Consider the following 19,774-nt stretch of genomic DNA (forward strand, 5'->3'; position numbering starts at 1 on the left):
CCGGGCGCAGGCTTGTGGGGACCGTCATGCGCGGGTCGTCGTGCTGGGACCGTCGTGCGGGGCCGGTGTGCGCGCCGGTCCGTCGTGACACTCAAGGGCGCAGGTCGTGAGATCAAGGGTGCAGGTCATGACGATCAAGGGCGGAGACGGAAGCCGCGTGGGGTGGGGTGGAATCCGGCGGCCTCCAGGGCAGGGGCGAGGGGGGCGGTGAGGGCGGCGGTGCCGTTGACACGTTCCACGGTGATCGTGCCGAGGGCGCCCGCGCGGGCGGCGTCGGTGAGCGCTTCGAGGGCGAGCCGCAGCCGGGTGCCGGCGGGGGAGCCGCCGTCGGGTGCGGTGCTGTCGGGCGAGCCGCTGTCGGGCGCGGTGCCGTCGGCGGGCCGCGTCCAGGCCAGCAGTGTCTTGCCGCCGCGCTCCATGTAGAGCGTCAGTTCGCCGTCGACGAGGACGACGAGGGAACCCGCCTTGCGGCCCGGCTTGTGCGTGGAGCCGTCGGGCGGCTCGGGCCAGGACAGGGCGGCTCCGTACGCGTTCGCCGGGTCGGCGGCGGCCAGTACCAGAGCCCGCTGCGGCCCGGCGGAGCGGCGGTCACCCGGGCCGTGCTGGGCGTACTCGTCGGCGACGCGCTCACGACCGGTGTTGACGGCGCGGAGCCGGTCGACCGCACCGTCCATCGCGAACTGCGCGGCGCCCAGCCCTTCGACCACATAGCCGCGCCGGGCCTGCCCGGTCTCCTCGAAGGCGGCCAGGACGCGGTACGCGGCGGAGAAGCCGCCCTCGACGCCCTCGGCGGACACGGCGCCGCGGGTGACGACGCCATGACGGTCGAGGAGGGTGCGCGCCAGGGCGTGGGCGCGGTGGGTGGGGTCCGGTTCGGCGGCGGGCAGCAGCGACCAGCGGCCGGCGACGGTCGGCGGGCCGGAGCGGGAGGCGGTGGGGCGGCCCGTACGGCCGGTGGCGGCGGTCAGGGTGCCGTACCGGCCGCGGGGGACGGCGCGCTTGGCGCGGTGGGCGGTGGCGCCGGACGTACGGCCCGAGCCGAGGAGGGACCGGAGCGGCGCGAGGGTGTCGTTGGTCAGGCGGCCGGACCAGGCCAGGTCCCACAGGGCGTCGGCGAGCTGGGGGTCCGTCGCGTCGGGGTGGGTGGTGGCGCGGATCTGGTCGGCGAGCTGGCGGAAGAAGAGGCCGTAGCCGGGGGCGAGGGCCTGGAGGACGGACTGGTGCAGGGGGGACAGCTCCAGCGGGTGGGGCGGCGGCAGGAGCAGCGGGGCGGTGTCGGCGAGGTAGAGGGAGACCCAGCCGTCCTTGCCGGGGAGCGCGCCCGCGCCGGCCCACAGCACTTCGCCGGTGGAGGTCAGTTCGTCGAGGAGCGCCGGGGCGTACTCGCCGACCCGGGAGGGCAGGACGAGCTTTTCGAGGGCGGAGGCGGGTACGGAAGCGCCCTGCAGCTGTTCGACGGCGCGGACCAGGCCGTCGATGCCGCGCAGTCCGTACGACCCGCCGCGCTGCGACCCCGTACGCTGCGCTCCCGCTCCGTACGAAGCCTTGGGCGCCGGCGGTCCCACCTGCTGCCACTGCGGCAGGAAGGACGCCAGGGCGGCGGGCGGTACCGGCTCCAGCTCGTGCCGGAGCGCGGCCAGGGAGCGGCGGCGCAGGCGGCGGAGCACCTGGGCGTCGCACCATTCCTGGCCGCTGCCGAGAGAAGGATCAGCGCGCAGCGCTTCCGGGGAAGGGGCGTGGTGGGCGACGAGTGGGCGGAACTCGCCCTGTACCACGCGGCCTGCCGCGGCCAGCCGCTGGAGGGCACCGTCGGTGACGGCCGTGCCGAGACCGAAGCGGGCAGCGGCCTGATCGGAGGTGAACGGACCGTGCGTACGGGCGTAGCGGGACAGGAGGTCGCCGAGGGGGTCCTTGACGGGCTCGGTGAACGACTCGGGAACGCCGACGGGCAGGGCCGTGCCCAGGGCGTCGCGCAGCCGGCCCGCGTCCTCGATCGCGGCCCAGTGGTCCTGGCCGGCGATACGGACCGTGATGGCCCGGCGGGCCGAGGCGAGCTCCCGGACCCAGCCGGACTCCGCGCCGCGCTCGGCCAGTTCGGCGTCGGTGAGCGGGCCGAGCATCCGCAGCAGGTCGGCGACGCCCTCGGGGTCCTTGACCCGGCGGTCGTCGGTGCGCCACTGCAGCTCGCTCTCCAGCTCGGCCAGGACATCGGCGTCCAGCAGCTCGCGCAGTTCGGCCTGGCCGAGCAGCTCGGCCAGCAGCCGGGAGTCCAGGGAGAGAGCGGCGGCCCGGCGCTCGGCGAGGGGGGAGTCGCCCTCGTACAGGAACTGGGCCACGTACCCGAAGAGGAGGGAGCGGGCGAACGGGGACGGCTCGGGCGTGGTGACCTCGACGAGGCGGACCCGGCGGGCCTCGATGTCGCCCATCAGCTCCGTCAGGCCCGGTACGTCGAAGACGTCCTGGAGGCATTCGCGGACGGCCTCCAGCACGATCGGGAACGACCCGAACTCGCCCGCCACCTGGAGCAGCTGGGAGGCGCGCTGACGCTGCTGCCACAGAGGGGTGCGCTTCCCAGGGGTGCGGCGAGGCAGCAGCAGGGCGCGGGCCGCGCACTCGCGGAACCGGGAGGCGAACAGGGCCGAACCACCCACCTGGTCCGTGACGACCTGGTCGACCTCACCCTTGTCGAAGACGACGTCGGCGGCGCCCACGGGGGACTGCTCGGGGTCGTACTCCATGCCGCGGGCCGCCGGGTCGAAGTCGCCGGTGTCGCTGTCGAGGAGGTCCAGGCCCATCAGGTCGGCGTCCGGCAGACGCAGCACGATGCCGTCGTCGGCATGCATGACCTGCGCGTCCATGCCGTAACGCTCGGCGAGACGGGCGCCGAGGGCCAGCGCCCAGGGGGCGTGCACCTGCGCGCCGAACGGGGAGTGCACCACCACCCGCCAGTCGCCCAGCTCGTCGCGGAAACGCTCGACCACGATCGTGCGGTCGTCGGGCACATGGCCACAGCTCTGCTTCTGCTCGGCGAGGTACGACAGGACGTTGCCCGTCGCCCAGTCGTCGAGGCCGGCGGCGGCCAGCCGCTCGCGGGCGGCCTCCGGGGCGAGCGAGCCGATCTCGCGGAGGAACGCGCCCAGCGCGCGGCCCAGTTCGAGCGGGCGGCCGAGCTGGTCGCCCTTCCAGAAGGGCAGCCGACCGGGCACTCCAGGGGCGGGGGAGACCAGTACCCGGTCGCGGGTGATGTCCTCGATGCGCCAGGAGGTCGTACCGAGCGTGAAGACGTCACCGACGCGGGACTCGTAGACCATCTCCTCGTCCAGCTCCCCGACCCGCCCACCGCCCTTCTTCGGGTCCGCGCCGGCGAGGAAGACGCCGAAGAGGCCCCGGTCGGGGATCGTGCCGCCGGAGGTGACGGCCAGCCGCTGCGCGCCGGGACGGCCGGTGACGGTCTGCGCCACCCGGTCCCAGACGACGCGCGGCCGCAGCTCGGCGAAGGCGTCGGAGGGATAGCGGCCCGCGAGCATGTCCAGCACGCCGTTGAACGCCGACTCCGGGAGGGCCGTGAAAGAGGCGGACCGGCGGACCAGGGCCAGCAGCTCCGCTACGTCCCAGGTGTCCATCGAGACCATCGCGACCAGCTGCTGGGCCAGCACGTCCAGCGGGTTGGCGGGGACGCGCAGCGACTCGATGGAGCCCGCGCGCATCCGTTCCGTGACCACCGCGGCCTGCACCAGGTCGCCACGGTATTTGGGGAAGACCACGCCCCGGGACACCGCGCCGACCTGATGGCCCGCCCGGCCGACGCGCTGGAGGCCGGAGGCGACCGACGGCGGGGACTCGACCTGCACCACCAGGTCGACCGCGCCCATGTCGATACCCAGCTCCAGGCTGGACGTGGCGACCACGGCCGGCAGCCGCCCCGCCTTCAGGTCCTCCTCCACCTGGGCGCGCTGTTCCTTGGACACCGAGCCGTGGTGGGCGCGGGCCAGCAGCGCGGGCGCCCCCTTGGCGGCGCCGGCCTCGGCCATCAGCTCGGCGGGGGAGTGGTCCTCGGGCAGCGCCTCGCCGGTGGCGCGCTCGTACGCGATCTCGTTCAGCCGGTTGCACAGGCGCTCGGCGAGGCGCCGGGAGTTGGCGAAGACGATCGTCGAGCGGTGCGCCTGCACCAGATCAGCGATCTTCTCCTCGACATGCGGCCAGATGGAGGGTTTCTCACCGGTGTCGCCTTCCTGGACGGGCGAACCGCCCAGCTCCCCCAGATCCTCGACGGGGACGACCACCGACAGGTCGAACTCCTTGCCGGACGGCGGCTGGACGATCTCCACCCGGCGCTGCGGCGACAGATAGCGGGCCACCTCCTCGACCGGGCGCACCGTCGCCGACAGGCCGATACGGCGGGCCGGGCGCTCCAACAGGTGGTCCAGCCGCTCCAGGGAGAGCGCCAGGTGGGCGCCGCGCTTGGTGCCCGCGACCGCGTGCACCTCGTCCACGATCACCGTCTCGACGCCTTCCAGGGCCTCCCGGGCCGAGGAGGTCAGCATGAGGAACAGCGACTCGGGGGTGGTGATGAGGATGTCCGGCGGCCGGTTGGCGATCGCGCGGCGCTCGGCGGCCGGGGTGTCACCGGAGCGGATGCCCACCCGGATGTCGGGCTCGGGCAGCCCGAGGCGGACGGACTCCTGGCGGATGCCGGTCAGCGGGCTGCGCAGATTGCGCTCGACGTCGACTGCCAGGGCCTTCAGCGGGGAGACGTACAGCACGCGGCAGCGCTTCTTCGGCTCGGCGGGCGGGGGGACGCTCGCGAGCCGGTCGAGCGAGGCGAGGAAGGCCGCCAGCGTCTTGCCGGAGCCGGTCGGCGCGACCACCAGCACGTCCGAGCCCTCGCCGATGGCCTGCCAAGCGCCCTCCTGCGCGGCGGTGGGCGCGCGGAACGCTCCCGTGAACCAGTCGCGGGTCGCGGGGGAGAACGAGTCGAGCGCTGCCTTGGCCATGTCCCCCATCGTGCACGGCACCACTGACAATCGGCGGTGACCCGCCGCCCACCTGCGGCGATACCGGCGGCGCCGGCGAACTGCGGCGTCCACGTGCCGGACGGGCAGGCCGTGGCGGGCCGTGCCGCAGCACAATGACCGCATGGCGGGGAGCGGGGCGGAGGACACGCGGGACGCGGCGAACGGGAAAGGCCCGGCGAGCGGGAAAGGGCCGGCGAGCGGGAAAGGCCCGGCGAACGGGAAAGGCCCGGCGAACGGGGAGGACGAGGTGGCGGCGGGTGCGGACGTCCGTGACGCCGCGGGCCCGGCCGCCGCGCGAACCGGCCGCACGGGCGGCGAGTGGGCCCGGCACTGGCAGTACGCCGAACTCCCCGGCCTGGACCTGCTGCGCGCCCGCTACGTACGGCACTCCTTCCCCCGCCACACCCACGACGGTTACGTCCTGGGTGCCGTCACCGGAGGCGTCGAGCGGGTCAGGTTCCCGGACGGCGTCCGGGACGCCGGGCACGGCGGCATCGTCATGATCAACCCCGAAGTGCCGCACACCGCGCAGGCCGGCGCGCCGGAAGGCTGGTCGTACTCCACGCTCTACCCCTGCGAACAGCTCGTCGCGGACATCGCCGCCGAGACGACCGGTCTCACCGGCACCGCCGCGTTCACCGAGGCCCTCGTGGCCGACGCCCACGCCGTCCGCCTCGTCGACGGCGTGCACCGTGCCGCCGAGGCCGGCAACGCGCTGGCCGCCGACAGCCTGCTGCGCCTCGTGCTGGCCCGGCTGCTGCGGCGCCACGGCGGCCCGATGCCGACCCGAACGCCCGCCACGGCGGGAGCACGCACCGCCGAACGCGCCAGGGCGCTCCTGGAGGAGCGACTGACCGCGCCACCGACCCTGGAGGGGCTGGCGCGCGAACTGGACACCAGCCCGTTCGCCCTGCTGCGCGCCTTCAAGGCCGCGTACGGGATGCCCCCGCACGCCTGGCTCACGGACGCCCGCGTACGCCGGGCACGCCGGCTCCTGGAGACCGGTACGGCACCGGCGGAGGCCGCCGTCGCCGTCGGGTTCACCGACCAGCCGCATCTGAACCGCCACTTCACCCGGATCGTGGGCGTGCCGCCGGGCGCGTACCGGCGTGCGCGGGCGGGCGCGTGACGAGGCGCGCGGGCGGGCGAGTACCAACGTGCGCGGGCAGGCGGCGCAAGAACGTACAAGACCGCTGGGGACGCGGCTTCCTAGGGTCCGGGGCGTGGCACAGCGAACAGAGCAGACGCAGCGAACAGCACAGATGCAGCGAACAGCACAGATGCAGCGGACAGTGCAGACGCAGCGGACAGCGCAGACGCAGGGGACAGCGCAGCCGGGGCGGACACCGCGAACGGATCAGGCGAATCAAGCAGATCAAGCAGATCAAGCAGATCAAGCAAAACAGGTGGAACGGGCGGAACGGGCGGAACAGGAAAAGTGCGCGGAACATCCACCGCGGCCGACGCCCCGGCACACGGTCGGGGCCGCGCCCCCTTCCGCGGTCGTCAGGGACGCGCTCGGCGTCGGCGTCGCCGTCGGGTTGTCCGGTTTCGCCTTCGGGGTGACCGCCGCGGGCTCGGGGCTGACGGTGCTGCAGGCCTGCGCGCTGAGCCTGCTGGTCTTCACCGGTGCCTCGCAGTTCGCGCTGGTCGGCGCGCTGGCCGCGGGCGGCAACCCGTTCACCGCGGCGGCCGGTGCGTTCTTTCTGGGCACCCGGAACGCGTTCTACGGACTGCGGCTGTCCGGTCTCCTCGGGCTCCGGGGCGCGGCCAAGCCGTTCGCCGCCCACTGGGTGACCGACGAGACCTCGGCCGTCGCCCTGGCCCAGCCCGACCGGCGCGGCGCACGGCTCGGATTCACGGTCACCGGGCTGACCCTGTACCTCCTGTGGAACCTCACCACGCTTGCCGGGGCCGCGGGCGCCGATGCCCTCGGTGACCAGGCGGCATGGGGCCTCGACGCGGCCGGCCCCGCGGTCTTCGTGGCGCTGCTGGGGCCGATGCTGAAGTCGGTGGCGGAGCGCGCCGTCGCGGGGGCCGCGGCCGTGCTCTTCCTGGTGACACTGCCGGTGCTGCCGGCGGGCGTACCGGTCCTGGTCGCGGCGCTCGCCGCACCGGCCGTCCTGTTCCTGGAGGGGCGCCGGTTCCGTACCGGCATACGGAAGGCGGACGCACGATGAGTGTCTGGATCGCGATCGGTGTCACCGCCGTGGGCTGCTACCTGATGAAGTACCTCGGTCTTCTCGTGCCGGCGGGCACTCTGGAGCGGCCGCTCGTCAAGCGCCTCGCCGCTCTGCTTCCGGTAGCGCTGCTCGCCGCGCTCATCGCTCAGGAGACGTTCAGCGACGGGCATCAGCTGCTGTTCGACGCCAGGGTGGCGGGCGTCGGCGCCGCGGTGCTCGCACTGCTGCTGCGTGCGCCGTTCCTGCTGATCGTGGCCGTCGCGGTGGGGGTGACGGCGGGGATCAGGGCGCTGGGGGGCTGAGGACGGCGGTGGGAATGCGCCCGGTTCAGGCCCTATCCAGATGGAGGAGCCGGCACCAGAGTGAGGGCCACAAACCAACGCAACAGTGATCAAAGGGGGGTACTGTGAGTGATACCCGGAAGTCGCTGCTGGAAGAGCTGACACAGGGGGCCCCGGCCTGGGCGGTACAGCGTGAGGACGGGTCCTGGGGGGTGGAGTGGCCCGTCGAGGCCGACCGTTTCGAGCTGCTGGGGCGCCCGGCGGACAGCGGCGCGGACGCCGAAAGTCTCGCGCACGTGGCGGCCGTGGCGGCGCTGACCCTGCCCAAGGACGTCGATACCGCCGCGATGGGGGCCTACGCCGTGCTCGCCACCGCCGGCGGCCGGCCGGTGGCGCTCTCCGTGGTCGGTACCGGGGAGCGGTCCGGGAAGGTCGACCTGGCCGCGCAGCTGGCCGCCTGGAGGCAGTGGAACGAGCTGGCCCCGCAGAAGCCGGACGAGAAGGAACCGACCAGCGCACCGAAGGTCGACTACGTCAACGGCGTCAAGCGCACGACGCAGTCGTGGACGGCCACCAGGACACCGGAATCGATCGTCACCTTCAACCCCAACACCAACATGATGTTCCCCGGGGCGATCGTCCAGGCCGGCCCCGCCATCCGGCAGGGGCACCTGATCGCGGCCCAGATCGAGGACAGCGAACGGGCACCGCTGACCATCGTGGTGGACGCCCTGTCCGGCGGGAACAGCAGGGTCGTCGACGTACCGAGCTACGGCAACGTCCTGGACGCCGTCAAGGACATGGTCAACGGCCGGCCGAACAGCTCTCCCGACATCATCTTCCGCAAGACCGAGGGATACAGCAGCACCGAGGCCGCGCTGTCGCTCGGCCTGTCGGCCAGTTTCGGCGGGTTCGCCACCTCCTTGAACGTGGAGGCCCGGCGCAAGGAGAGCCAGAACACCCTGATCGTCTACCTGCGCGAGCGCGCCTTCACCGCCTCCTGCGCGATGAGCACCCCCAATGCCCTGATCAACGACACCTTCACGCAGGAACGCCTCGCCCGGCTGGTCACTCTCGGCGCCATGGGCACGGACAACCCGCCCCTGATCGTCTCCGACGTCGTCTACGGACGCGTCCTGACGTTCTCCTTCACCTCCACCGCCTCCGAGTCGGAGATCAACGCGGCGCTGGAGGCCAGCTACAAGGGGTTCGGCAACGTCGGCGCCGAGCTCAAAGCCCGCTACCTGCAGATCATCGGGCAGTCCAGCATCGAGGTCATCAGCCTGGGTGGCGACCCGGGCGTCATCAAGGACCTCCTGCAGACGGGCGACATCAGCAATTACTTCGGCGAGCGGCACACCCTGGAGCAGTACTCCCGGATGGGTTACGTCCTCAAGACGCTGGACGGCCGCCCCGCCAAGATGAGCGAGAGCACCGACTACGACCAGGTCGTCTGGGGCGGCGAAACCCCCGTGACACTGACCCTGCAGCCCCCCGCCCGGATGACCTTCGGGAACAGTCACCTCCTCTTCCCTCTCGATCTGATGATCGATGGGAAGGTCACCGAGTACGCCTCCCGGCCCGCCGTGTCCGGCGTCCGTCATTTCTCACCGGGCTCCGCGGACAACACGCCGTTCGCCGTGATGTACCGCGCGAAAGGGGGCAGCGGCTGGCTCGGCCCGTTCTCGGCCGCGCCGCCCCGCGACTTCCTGATCAGCCAGGACGAGTTCCATGAGGTGCGGATCCCGCTCGGCGACGAGATCAGCGCGTTGTCGATATCGGCCCGGTGGACCCGGGTCGCCCCGCAGTAGAAGGCCGTCCTGCGGCCTTTCGCGCGGGAGCACACGTCCTCGGCGGTGGACAACCGGCTCACCCGGATCAGCGAACTGACGGGATCCGTTCGCCGCGGTCCGTTACCGACCGGTGAGGCGCCCGTACGCGCGCAGTGTCAGCAGCGCCGCGAGCGTGACCATCGGGCGGCCCTCCAGAGCCGTCACGGGGGTCCACACGCGCCAGTTCACGGGCCAGCCGCCGTCCTCCCGCTGGAGGGCGGCGAGGTGGTCCAGCGCCCGGTCCGTCTCCGCGTCCGTGAACCAGCGGCGGGCGAGCGAGTCCGGGGTGGCCGCGTAGTCGTACGCGAAAGGGTGCTCACCGGGCGCGTAGCCGTCGGGTACGGGGGTCTCCGCCGCCCGGTCGGGGTCCAGGAGGACCAGCCGCTGATCGCGTACCACGGTGCCCAGACGCTGCGCGGCGGCCTCGGCGCGCGGCCGGTCGGGCGCGCCCTCCAGGAAGGCGAGCGCCGCCCGCACCTCGTACGGATGGGTGCGCTCCAGGGACTCCACCACCTGCCAGCAGAAGTCCGTGGCCCGGAACAGCCAGGCGTGCCACACCTCGTTGCGGTGCAGCAGGCCCACGACGGGCCCGGTGGCCAGGAGGGTGCTCGGCGGGTCGTCGGCCGCCGGCAGCCACGGTGCGGCCGGAAAGCTCCGCGCGGAAGGGTGCACGGCGGGCAGCGCGCCTTCCAGGGTGGACGCCCCGGTCAGGTAGCGGCAGATCCGCTGCGCCCGCTGGCCGCCGCAGCGCCCGACGAGGTCGAGGACGTACAGGGCGTGCGCGGTGTGCAGCGGCTGGCTGAGCGGTCCGCGCAGGTCGGGCTCCAGGGCGTGCCCGTAACCGCCGTCGGGATTCGCGTACGCGGCCAGCGCGGCGTCGACACCGTCCGGGCTCCCGCCCAGGAAGTGGTACGCGAAACGGCGCTGTTCGAGCACCCGGGCAGTGAGCCAGATGAAGCGCTCGGCACGTGCCAGTGAGGTCGGCTGTGGTGCTCCGTTTTCCGCCATGGACCGACGGTAGGGCCGTGCGCGCCGCCCGGCACCGGCGCGGACACGGCTGCACTCTCAGGGGCGGGATACCGGACGCGCGCGGTTGACGGCCGCCCTGCCGCACGTCGCGAGACCTGTCCCCGGGGCGGGGTGTCCCGTGCTGTCGTGGTTCCTCTCAGGGGGAGCCGGCCGGCGAGGAATTACGCTGCGTACGTGCACGCACCGCGCGTCGCCCCAGGAGGCCGCGCCGTCGGGGGCACGTGGCCCTGACGGCCGCGGGGGAGTGCGTGGTACGGGAAACGTGCAGGTTACAGCGAGTGCGGAGTGGTTCTTATGCGGTTGACGGTCTTCTGGGAGCGGATGGCGGACCACTTCGGTGCGGCGTACGCCGACTCGTTCGCGCGGGATCATGTGATGTCCGGGCTCGGCGGGCGCACCGTGCACCAGGCGCTGGCGGACGGGTGGGAGGCCAAGGACGTGTGGCGGGTGGTCTGCGCGGCGATGGACGTGCCGTACGACAAGCGCTGACACCGGCGGCTGCTCCGGCGCACCGGAGGGCCCAGGCCCCGCGGCTCGGCGGCGCCGGGCGGCGGTGGGGGGCGTGCGGAGCTGCCGGAAACCGGAGGCCGTGCGGAGCCGTCGGGCACCGGGGCCGTGCGGAGCCGTCGGGCACCGGGGGACCGTGCGGAGGCATCGGGTGACGGGGGCGGACGCGGCGGGGGGCGCCGGGTGGGCGCGGTGAGCGGGGCAGGACGGGAATTGTCGGACCGGTGAGCGACACTGGGCCCGTGCCAGCGACCGAGAATCCCACCAGCCACGACGACCCACGCCCCGGAGGAACCGCCCAGCGGATGCCGCGGTGGCTGCCCCGCGCCATGGTGCTGGCGCTCGCCCTAGTGGCCTGTTACCAGCTCGCCACCTGGGCCTTCCACCAGCTCATCTCGCTCCTGCTGAACGTGCTGATCGCCTTCTTCCTCGCACTGGCCGTCGAGCCGGCCGTGGACTGGATGGCAGCCCGCGGGATGCGCCGCGGGGGCGCCACCGGGCTGGTCTTCCTCGGGATACTCGTCGGGACCGCGGGCTTCTTCGCGCTGCTCGGCTCGATGCTCGCGGGCCAGATCGCCACCATGGTCCAGGAGTTTCCGCAGTACCTGGACTCGGTCATCAGCTGGATCAACACCACCTTCCACACCCACCTCTCGCGGGTCGAGGTGCAGAACAACCTGCTGCGGTCCGACTGGCTGCAGAAGTACGTCCAGGACAGCGCCAACAACGTGCTCGCCGTCTCCGCGACCGTCCTGGGCAGCCTGTTCAACCTCCTGACGGTGGCCCTGTTCTCGTTCTACTTCGCCGCCGACGGCCCCCGGCTGCGCCGCGCCCTGTGCTCGGTCCTGCCGCCCTCCCGGCAGACCGAGGTGCTGCGCGCCTGGGAGATCGCGGTCGCCAAGACCGGCGGGTATCTCTACTCCCGCGGCCTGATGGCGCTGATCTCCGGCATCGCGCACTACGTCCTGCTGGAGATCCTGGGCGTCCCGTACGCCCCGGCGCTCGGCATGTGGGTCGGGCTCGTCTCCCAGTTCATCCCCACCATCGGCACGTACCTCGCCGGCGCGCTGCCGATCCTGATCGCGTTCACCGTCGACCCCTGGTACGCACTGTGGGTCTTCGGGTTCGTCGTGGTCTACCAGCAGTTCGAGAACTACCTGCTCCAGCCGCGCATCACGGCCAAGACCGTGGACATCCACCCGGCCGTCGCCTTCGGGTCGGTGATCGCCGGCACGGCGCTGATGGGCGCGGTCGGCGCGCTGATCGCCATCCCGGCGACCGCGACGCTGCAGGCGTTCCTGGGGGCGTACGTGAAGCGGTACGAGGTCACGGACGACGTACGGGTACGGGGCGGCGGCCGGCGCCGGCGCGCGTCCTCGGCCCTGCGGCGGCTGCGCCGGTCCCTGCACGACGAGCCGCCGGCCGCGCCGCTGGAGGGGCGGGGGACTGGCGACGGCCGGGACGATCGGGGCGGTCAGGACGGCCAGGGCGGCCGGGGCAGCCAGGGCGGCCAGGACGGTGCTGACGGCAAGGGAGAGTGAGGCGGCCGGGGCAGATGCTGCCCCAGCTGCTTGGCCGTCCCGGCCTCCGGCTTCCTGGCCCCCAGTTCCCAGCCCCCGGCCTCCGGTCGCCTGATCCCCGGTCTCCGGCCGCTTGGCCCCGGTCTCCGGCCGCTTGGCCCCGGTCTCTGGCCGCCTGACCCCCGGTCCCAGCCGTCCGCCCCATGGGCCCCGCGTGGCGCGCTTGACACTGAAATCGAACATCTATTCTTATGAGACGTCCGACCCGTGTCTGCGCCCGGAGTTCCCGGGAGTTATCCACAGGCCGGAGCCGGGTCCGGGCGCATTGTCAGTGGCAGGCGTTAGCGTCATGGACGTGAAGCGATCGACTCAAGCAAACCGGGTGGAAGCCATGGCAGGCACTGACCGCGAGAAGGCGCTGGACGCCGCGCTCGCACAGATTGAACGGCAATTCGGCAAGGGCGCCGTGATGAGGATGGGTGAGCGTCCGAACGAGCCCATCGAGGTCATCCCCACCGGGTCGACCGCACTCGATGTCGCGCTCGGCGTCGGCGGCATCCCGCGCGGCCGTGTGGTGGAGGTCTACGGCCCGGAGTCCTCCGGTAAGACGACCCTGACCCTGCACGCGGTGGCGAACGCGCAGAAGGCCGGCGGCTCCGTCGCCTTCATCGACGCCGAGCACGCGCTCGACCCCGAGTACGCCAAGAAGCTGGGCGTGGACACGGACGCACTGATCCTGTCCCAGCCGGACAACGGCGAGCAGGCCCTGGAGATCACGGACATGCTGGTCCGCTCCGGCGCGCTCGACCTCATCGTGATCGACTCGGTCGCCGCCCTGGTGCCCCGGGCCGAGATCGAGGGTGAGATGGGCGACTCCCACGTGGGTCTCCAGGCCCGTCTGATGAGCCAGGCGCTGCGGAAGATCACCAGCGCGCTCAACCAGTCCAAGACCACCGCGATCTTCATCAACCAGCTCCGCGAGAAGATCGGCGTGATGTTCGGCTCGCCGGAGACCACGACCGGTGGCCGCGCCCTGAAGTTCTACGCCTCGGTGCGTATCGACATCCGTCGTATCGAGACCCTCAAGGACGGCACCGAAGCGGTCGGCAACCGCACCCGCTGCAAGGTCGTCAAGAACAAGGTCGCCCCGCCCTTCAAGCAGGCGGAGTTCGACATCCTGTACGGCCAGGGCATCAGCCGCGAGGGCGGCCTGATCGACATGGGTGTGGAGCACGGCTTCATCCGCAAGTCCGGCGCCTGGTACACCTACGAAGGCGACCAGCTCGGCCAGGGCAAGGAGAACGCCCGCAACTTCCTCAAGGACAACCCCGACCTCGCCAACGAGGTGGAGAAGAAGATCAAGGAGAAGCTGGGCATCGGCGTCAAGCCGGAGGACCTGGCGGAGCCCGGCGCGGACGCGGCGGGTGCGGCGGCCGGCGCGGAGGCCCCGGCCAAGTCCGTACCGGCACCGGCCGCCAAGGGCGCCAAGGGTTCCAAGGCCGCCGCGGCCAAGAGCTAGTCCGTCGTGACGCGGCGAACGGAATGGCCCGACGACCACGGCTGCGGCCCCGGTACCGAAGTCGGTCACGTCGGGGGGCGTGACGACGAGGGCCGGGGTGGCGGCAGCGCCGCGGGCGGCGCCGAGAACCGTAGGAAACGCAAGGACGGCGGTGGTTCCTCCTCGTCGAGGGCCGAGGCGGGACCGCCGCGTACGCCCGAGGAGCAGGCGCGGGCCATCTGCCTGCGCCTGCTCACCGGGTCCGCGCGGACGCGCAAGCAGCTCGGGGACGCCCTGCGCGAGCGGGGCATCCCCGAGGACGCCGCACAGGAGGTGCTGTCCCGCTTCGAGGAGGTGGGGCTGATCGACGACGCGAAGTTCGCCGGCGCCTGGGTGGAGTCCCGGCACCACGGGCGGGGCCTGGCCCGCCGCGCGCTCGCCCGCGAACTGCGCACCAAGGGCGTCGACCCGGCGACGGTCGACGAGGCACTCGGGCAGCTGGACTCCGAACAGGAAGAACGCACCGCCCGCGAACTGGTCGACCGCAAGCTGCGCACGACCCGCGGCCTGGACCGGGAGAAGCGGATACGGCGCCTCGCCGGGATGCTGGCCCGCAAGGGATACCCGGAGGGCCTCGCCCTACGGGTGGTCCGGCAGGCGCTGGAGGAAGAAGGCGAAGACCCGGAGCTGATGGAGTACCACCTGCCGGAGGCGTGAGGCGGCGGGTCGTGGAGCGGGGGGGGAGCTGCTCGGTGAAGAGGTGACAAGGCGGAGGGGGTGACCGAGCGGGCCGGGTGGGCCGGGTGGGAGCGGTGTGGCTTGAGCCGGGCCGGTGGGCGGTGCCGCCGCGTCAGCCGCCTCTCGGGGAGAGTCCCCCCTGGGGTACGGAGGTTGGCTCCAATGTGGCGTGGGTGCTGTGAGCAGCAGGCTGCGGTGCATGATCTTTACTCGAACGCGTGGACGGTTCACGGTGCCCGGCGCCCTCACCCTGGGATGTGCCACGGCCGTACTGGCCACCGTGACCCCGGCGGCCGCAGTGAACCCGGCGACCGCAGCAACCGCGGTGACCGTGGCGACCTCAGCGACCGCAGCAACCGCGGTGACCTCAGCGACCGCAGCAACCGCGGTGACCTCAGCGACCGCAGCAACCGCGGTGACCGCGGCGACCGCAGCAACCGCGGTGACCTCAGCGACCGCAGCAACCGCGGTGACCGCGGCGACCGCAGCAGCCGCGGTGACCGCGGCGACCTCAGCGACCCCGGCAACCGAAGCGCCCCCGGCAACCGCAGCGACAGCGTTACCCAGAGGCGCGGACGCGGGCCCGAGGGCCGGGGCAGCAACCGCGTCACTGCCCGCAGCCGTCGCCCCCCAGCGGCAGGCGGCTCCCGGATCGGTCGTGTCCGTGACCCTCGTCACCGACCGGGATGCCGAGGAGGTCGCCGCGCGCCTGGAGAAGGCCGGTATCGATGCGGCCCAGGTCCGCTACGGCGTACGCGCCCACCGCATCGTCTACCGCACCCGCGGCCTGCGGGGCGAGCCCACCACGGCCAGTCAGCTGGTCGCCACCCCCAAGAACGGCGAGCGCGCCCTCCAGGCCGTGTCCTGGCTGCACGGCACGACCGTGTACCGGGGCGACGTGGCCTCGGTGAACGAGCAGTCCACCGACCGGGCGGCGGCCCTGCTCTTCGCCTCGACCGGCCGGGCCGTGTCGGCGCCGGACCACCTCGGCCTGGGCGAGGGCCCCGGCACCCACCCGTACGGGCACCCGCAGGCGACCGTCACCGCCTCGGTCGACGCGCTGCGGGCGGCTCGCGCGTTCGCTCGGCAGGAGCGCCGTATCCTCGACTGGAAAGTGCTGGTCAGCGGCTTCTCCCAGGGCGGCCCCGCGACCATGGTGGTCGGCCGGGCCCTGCAGCGGGGCACCGACCCGTACTTCCGCCTGGGGGCACTCGCCCCGATCGCCGGCCCCTTCGACCTGAGCGGTTTCGAAGCCGCCGCGGCCGACGACAAGATCGTCCGGTCGTCGCTCTACCTGGCCTACTTCGCGACCGCGTGGGACCGGATGTACGGCCTGTACGACACACCCGGGGAGGTGTTCCGCGCACCGTACGACGCCATGGTGGAAACGCTCTTCGACGGTGACCACGAGACGTCGGAGATCGCGGCGGCGCTCCCGGCGGCCTCGAAGGAGCTGTTCACCCCGGAGTTCCTCGACCGGATCCGCAGCCCACGGGGGAAGCTGCGGCACCAGCTGGAGCCGCTGAACACCACCTGCGACTGGCGCCCGGACGTGCCGGTGCACCTGTACCACGCCGAGGGCGACAAGGACGTGGCGATCGGCAACGCCCGCCACTGCCGGCGCCAGCTGACCGCCAACGGGGCCGCCCACCAGCTCACGGACGTCGGGGACGTCGACCACAACGGGACGGTGCGCAAGGCCCTGCCGCTCGTGGTCCGGCAGTTCGACGCCGTGCGCTGAACCGACGGCGGGTCCGCACCGAAAGGACCCGCCGTCACCCCGTCCCCCGTAACCCCGCAACTGCCGTCGCCCCCGTGCCCCCCGTAACCCCGCACCTCCCGTCACCTCATGCGAGCACCGGCAGGCCCGCCGCCCGCCACGCCTGGAAGCCGCCCACCAGGTCGGTCGCCCGGTACAGACCCAGCTGCCGCAGGGAGACGGCCGCGAGGCTCGACGCGTAGCCTTCGTTGCAGACGATCACCACCGCCAGGTCGTGGCGCGTGGCCTCGGGGGCGCGGTGGGCGCCGGTGGGGTCCAGGCGCCACTCCAGTTCGTTGCGTTCGACGATCAGCGCGCCCGGGATGGTGCCGTCGCGTTCGCGCAGGGCCGCGTAACGGATGTCTACCAGGAGCCCGCCGTCCCGCTGGACCGCCGCGGCCTGTTCGGGGGACACCCGGTCCAGTTCGGCGCGCGCCGCCTCCAGCAGCGCGTCGACGGCGCTCACCGCCAGTCCTCGGGGCGCTCGACCTCTTCGAGGCGCAGGACCGGCCCCGTACGGCTGTAGCGGCGCATCAGCGGCAGCGGCGGGTAGTAGGCGTGGACCGAGACGGCGTGCGTGTCCTCGGAGAGGTTGAGCACCTGGTGGACGTGGTGCGGGCCGAAGGCGCGGCCGCGGCCGCCGGCCAGCTTCCGCTGCCGGTCCACGCCGTCCGCCAGTTCCAGTATCTTCCAGCCCTCGGTGGGCAGCTGGGCGGCGAGCGACTGCTCGGTCAGCTCACCGGCGGCGGCGGCGAACGCGCCGTACGAGCCGCCGTGGTCGTGCCAGCCGGTGCCCGTACCGGGCGGCCAGCCGATCAGCCACGCCTCACTGCCGCCGGGACCGTCCAGGCGGATCCACGTACGGCCTTCGGGGTCGAGGGGGAGGGAGGCGACGAGTGCGGCGTCGGCGGAGGTACGGCGGGCGAAGTCGAGGAGTTCGGCGGCGCTGGGGCCGCCGGTGGCGGCAGGGCGCGGGCGCGCGGGGGTACGTACGTCGGGCACAGGAACCGTCCTGAGTGATCGCGAAGAGGCGCGCGGGCAGCGTGGAGCACGGCGGCGCGCAGGGGAAAAGGCGAATCAGCAGGACGGACGACACACGCAGCCCGCGTAGCGGACCAGGTCCAGGTGGAACCTCCGCCAGAAACGCGAACCGTTCTCCGTCACGTTCCGGAGTCAAGCACGCGGCTTCCCACAGGGTCAACCGCCGGCCGGACCTCCCCCTCCGGCACGCCCCGGACCGCGTCCCCGCCGGCCTGCGGAAACGCCTCCTCCGCGGACGGCGACCCACTGGACGGAGGCCCACCGGACGGCAGTCCACCGGACGGAGACCCACCGGACGGAGACCCACCGGACGGCGGCCGCACCGAACCCGGAAACGCACCTCCCGATCCCGCACCCGCCCCGCCGCCGACCCCGGCGCGGGCCCCGCTGCCGGCTTCCGCACCGGCCTTGCCCCCGGGACCGCTTCCCGAGCCGCCTCCGGAACCGCCCTCGGAACCGCCCCCCGCGCCCCCGCCCCGAACCGCCTCAGCACACGCGTACAGTTCGGCCGGGCGGACCCCGCCCATGGCCGTGACCAGGTGGCCGTCCGGCCGTACCACCAGGACGGTGTGCGCGACCGCACCCGGGTAGGCCTCGGCGACCAGTACCTCGGCGGGCATCGGCAGGGCGTCCACCGTCTTGGACAGGCGCGGCATCAGCCCGGCCGACTTCCAGTGCCGCCGGTCCCACACGCCCGTTCCCGGCGCGACCAGCACCACCAGCAGGCCCCGTCCCAGCCGGGCACGGAGCGGCACCTGCGAGCCGTCCGAGGCCGTCACGGGGACGTCCGCGACCGGCGCGCCGGGCTGCGTCCCCACCGCCATCGCGCACGCCGGGTCGGTGACCGGGGCGAGCGGGGAGCGGGCGTACGCGGGGGGCGCGCCGAGTGGTCCGCGCCCCAAGTGGCCGTCGGTGAGCATCGCCGTGTGTCCGCGCGCCGCCCCTGGGAGGACGGCCCGCCACCGTCCGCCCCGCTCGCCGTCGCGCAGCAGCGGCAGCGCCCGGTCGGCGGCGCGCAGCCGGGCCGTGACGGCGCCCCTGCGCTCGGCCTGGTAGCTGTCCAGCAGGGCCTCCGAAGCGCCCTGGTGCCAGGCCAGTGCCAGCTTCCACGCCAGGTTCTCGGCGTCCCGCAGGCCCTCGTCCAGGCCCTGGGTGCCGAGCGCGCCGAGCAGGTGGGCGGCGTCACCGGCGAGGAAGACGCGCCCGCGCCGCCAGCGCCGCGCCAGGCGGTGGTGCACCGTGTGCACGCCGGTGTCGAGAAGTTCGTACGGCGGGACGGCCGGCCCGCGCGCCCCACTCCCGGCCCCGCCCCCGGCCCCGTGCGGCGCCCCCGACGCCCCACTCCCGGCCCCATGCGGCATTCCGCCCCCGGCCCCATGCGGCACCCCGCCCCCGGCCCCATGCGGCACCCCATGCGGCATTCCGCCCCCGGCCCCATGCGACAGCCCACCTCCAGCCCCATGCGACGCCCCATTCCCGGCCCCATGCGGCACCCCGCCCCCGGCCCCGTGCGGCGCCCCCGAGACCCCACCTCCAGCCCCATGCAGCACCCCGCCCGCGCTCCCAACCCCAGCCCCCGCCTCCGCCGACCACACCGCCAGCGAGTCGCGGATCCGGGCGACCAACGCGTCCGGGGTGACCAGGTCGCGGCCGGGCGGCAGCAGCCAGTCCAGCCGCCACACCCCGCCGGGCAGCGGCCGGGCCGTCACCTCGCCCCCGGACCCGCCGCCCTGCCGCGCGGGCGAGCGGTGCAGCAACGCCTCGCCGGGCCAGGGGAGTTCCGTACGCAGCGCCGCCACCGCGTGCCGCTCGACCGCCGTACGGCCGGGGAAGCGGATCTCCAGCAGCTTGCGGACCGTCGAGCGCGGGCCGTCGCAGCCGATCAGGTAACCGGCACGCCACCACGCGCCGTTGGCGCCGCGGGTGTGGGCGCTGACGCCGTACTCGTCCTGCCGCAGCTCGTCGAGCCGGCTGCCGGCGACGATCCGCACGCCGGGCTGTGCGGCGAGCGCGGTGCGCAGGGCCCGGGTCAGCGCGTGCTGCGGCACATGGACGGGGGAGGGGTTCTCGGGGCCGAACTCCACCCGCTCCAGCAGGCGCCGCCGGCGCACCGAGCGCCAGGCCGTCCAGCGGGTGCCGGCCGATTCCAGGGCCGGGCCGCAGCCCAGCCGCTCCAGGAACGCGGTGGTGTCCGGCCGCAGGACGACGGTGCGGGCGGGCCGCGGGTCGACCGCGCCGGGAGCTTCGTCCAGGACCACGCACGGGACGTCGAGGCGGGCGAGGGAGAGGGCGAGCGCGAGGCCGACGGGGCCGGCCCCGACGACGATCACCGGGTCCACGACATGGCTCCCCGGGGCCGCAGGAACTCCGC

The 19,774-nt window shown here is 73.6% G+C and carries 15 protein-coding genes; 9 read left to right on the top strand and 6 right to left on the bottom strand.

Translation table 11 applies throughout. The features are described 5' to 3' along the window. Positions 1-134: 134 nt before the first annotated feature. Positions 135-4,994, bottom strand: coding sequence for an ATP-dependent helicase (locus tag AB0L45_RS29370; RefSeq protein WP_365845189.1), 4,860 nt, complete (start codon positions 4,992-4,994; stop codon positions 135-137). 142 nt (positions 4,995-5,136) lie between these two features. Here AB0L45_RS29370 and AB0L45_RS29375 point away from each other — a divergent pair, with 142 nt between their 5' ends. The 4 genes from AB0L45_RS29375 (at position 5,137) to AB0L45_RS29390 (ending at position 9,290) form a co-directional block, all read left to right on the top strand. Continuing rightward, entirely contained in the window at positions 5,137-6,144 is a 1,008-nt protein-coding gene (locus AB0L45_RS29375) for an AraC family transcriptional regulator (protein WP_365845191.1), read from the top strand. Between the two features lie 277 nt (positions 6,145-6,421). Continuing rightward, entirely contained in the window at positions 6,422-7,195 is a 774-nt protein-coding gene (locus AB0L45_RS29380) for an AzlC family ABC transporter permease (RefSeq protein WP_365845193.1), read from the top strand. After that, positions 7,192-7,500, top strand: coding sequence for an AzlD domain-containing protein (locus AB0L45_RS29385; protein WP_365845195.1), 309 nt, complete (start codon positions 7,192-7,194; stop codon positions 7,498-7,500). The genes AB0L45_RS29380 and AB0L45_RS29385 overlap by 4 nt, the downstream gene beginning before the upstream one ends. Before the next feature lie 104 nt (positions 7,501-7,604). Beyond that, on the top strand, positions 7,605-9,290 hold the full coding sequence (locus AB0L45_RS29390; protein ID WP_365845197.1) for a thiol-activated cytolysin family protein: 1,686 nt from the start codon (positions 7,605-7,607) through the stop codon (positions 9,288-9,290). A gap of 102 nt (positions 9,291-9,392) precedes the next feature. Here AB0L45_RS29390 and AB0L45_RS29395 read toward each other — a convergent pair whose 3' ends face one another. Continuing rightward, positions 9,393-10,319, bottom strand: a complete 927-nt coding sequence (locus AB0L45_RS29395; RefSeq protein WP_365845199.1) for a hypothetical protein — start codon at positions 10,317-10,319, stop codon at positions 9,393-9,395. Positions 10,320-10,634: 315 nt separating this feature from the next. Here AB0L45_RS29395 and AB0L45_RS29400 point away from each other — a divergent pair, with 315 nt between their 5' ends. From AB0L45_RS29400 to AB0L45_RS29420, 5 genes are all read left to right on the top strand, one after another. Next, positions 10,635-10,829 (top strand): DUF3046 domain-containing protein, encoded by a 195-nt coding sequence (locus AB0L45_RS29400; RefSeq protein ID WP_365845201.1) that lies wholly within the window; start codon positions 10,635-10,637, stop codon positions 10,827-10,829. Positions 10,830-11,089: 260 nt separating this feature from the next. Then, positions 11,090-12,388, top strand: a complete 1,299-nt coding sequence (locus tag AB0L45_RS29405; protein WP_365845203.1) for an AI-2E family transporter — start codon at positions 11,090-11,092, stop codon at positions 12,386-12,388. A gap of 370 nt (positions 12,389-12,758) precedes the next feature. Continuing rightward, a complete protein-coding gene (gene recA / locus AB0L45_RS29410) occupies positions 12,759-13,886 on the top strand; it encodes a recombinase RecA (RefSeq protein WP_365845205.1) in 1,128 nt (375 codons plus the stop codon). 6 nt (positions 13,887-13,892) lie between these two features. Beyond that, positions 13,893-14,582 carry a recombination regulator RecX gene (recX, locus tag AB0L45_RS29415; RefSeq protein ID WP_365845207.1) on the top strand — a complete coding sequence of 230 codons (690 nt, stop codon included), beginning with the start codon at positions 13,893-13,895 and terminating at the stop codon, positions 14,580-14,582. 679 nt (positions 14,583-15,261) lie between these two features. Further along, entirely contained in the window at positions 15,262-16,344 is a 1,083-nt protein-coding gene (locus AB0L45_RS29420) for a hypothetical protein (RefSeq protein WP_365845209.1), read from the top strand. 106 nt (positions 16,345-16,450) lie between these two features. Here the strand turns inward: AB0L45_RS29420 and AB0L45_RS29425 are convergent, their stop codons facing one another. The 4 genes from AB0L45_RS29425 to AB0L45_RS29440 all read right to left on the bottom strand — a co-directional run bounded on the left by AB0L45_RS29425 (position 16,451) and on the right by AB0L45_RS29440 (position 19,742). Continuing rightward, entirely contained in the window at positions 16,451-16,828 is a 378-nt protein-coding gene (locus AB0L45_RS29425) for a rhodanese-like domain-containing protein (protein ID WP_365845211.1), read from the bottom strand. After that, a complete protein-coding gene (locus tag AB0L45_RS29430; RefSeq protein ID WP_365845213.1) occupies positions 16,825-17,364 on the bottom strand; it encodes a cysteine dioxygenase in 540 nt (179 codons plus the stop codon). Before AB0L45_RS29430 ends, AB0L45_RS29425 begins: the two co-directional genes overlap by 4 nt. 75 nt (positions 17,365-17,439) lie before the next feature. After that, the gene (locus AB0L45_RS29435) at positions 17,440-17,526 is read right to left on the bottom strand and encodes a putative leader peptide (RefSeq protein WP_365845357.1); all 87 of its coding nucleotides are present in this window, start codon (positions 17,524-17,526) and stop codon (positions 17,440-17,442) included. Next, positions 17,523-19,742, bottom strand: coding sequence for an FAD-dependent monooxygenase (locus AB0L45_RS29440; protein ID WP_365845215.1), 2,220 nt, complete (start codon positions 19,740-19,742; stop codon positions 17,523-17,525). The genes AB0L45_RS29435 and AB0L45_RS29440 overlap by 4 nt, the downstream gene beginning before the upstream one ends. Between the last annotated feature and the right edge of the window lie 32 nt (positions 19,743-19,774).

This window comes from Streptomyces sp. NPDC052496 (genome assembly GCF_040679095.1).
Lineage (GTDB): Bacteria > Actinomycetota > Actinomycetes > Streptomycetales > Streptomycetaceae > Streptomyces.

What these genes read in the sequence shown, in the direction of transcription:
- AB0L45_RS29370 (WP_365845189.1), bottom strand. Translation starts at nt 4,994, where the DNA reads ATGGCCAAGGCAGCGCTCGACTCGTTCTCCCCCGCGACCCGCGACTGG.
- AB0L45_RS29375 (WP_365845191.1), top strand. Translation starts at nt 5,137, where the DNA reads ATGGCGGGGAGCGGGGCGGAGGACACGCGGGACGCGGCGAACGGGAAA.
- AB0L45_RS29385 (WP_365845195.1), top strand. Translation starts at nt 7,192, where the DNA reads ATGAGTGTCTGGATCGCGATCGGTGTCACCGCCGTGGGCTGCTACCTG.
- AB0L45_RS29395 (WP_365845199.1), bottom strand. Translation starts at nt 10,319, where the DNA reads ATGGCGGAAAACGGAGCACCACAGCCGACCTCACTGGCACGTGCCGAG.
- AB0L45_RS29400 (WP_365845201.1), top strand. Translation starts at nt 10,635, where the DNA reads ATGCGGTTGACGGTCTTCTGGGAGCGGATGGCGGACCACTTCGGTGCG.
- recA (WP_365845205.1), top strand. Translation starts at nt 12,759, where the DNA reads ATGGCAGGCACTGACCGCGAGAAGGCGCTGGACGCCGCGCTCGCACAG.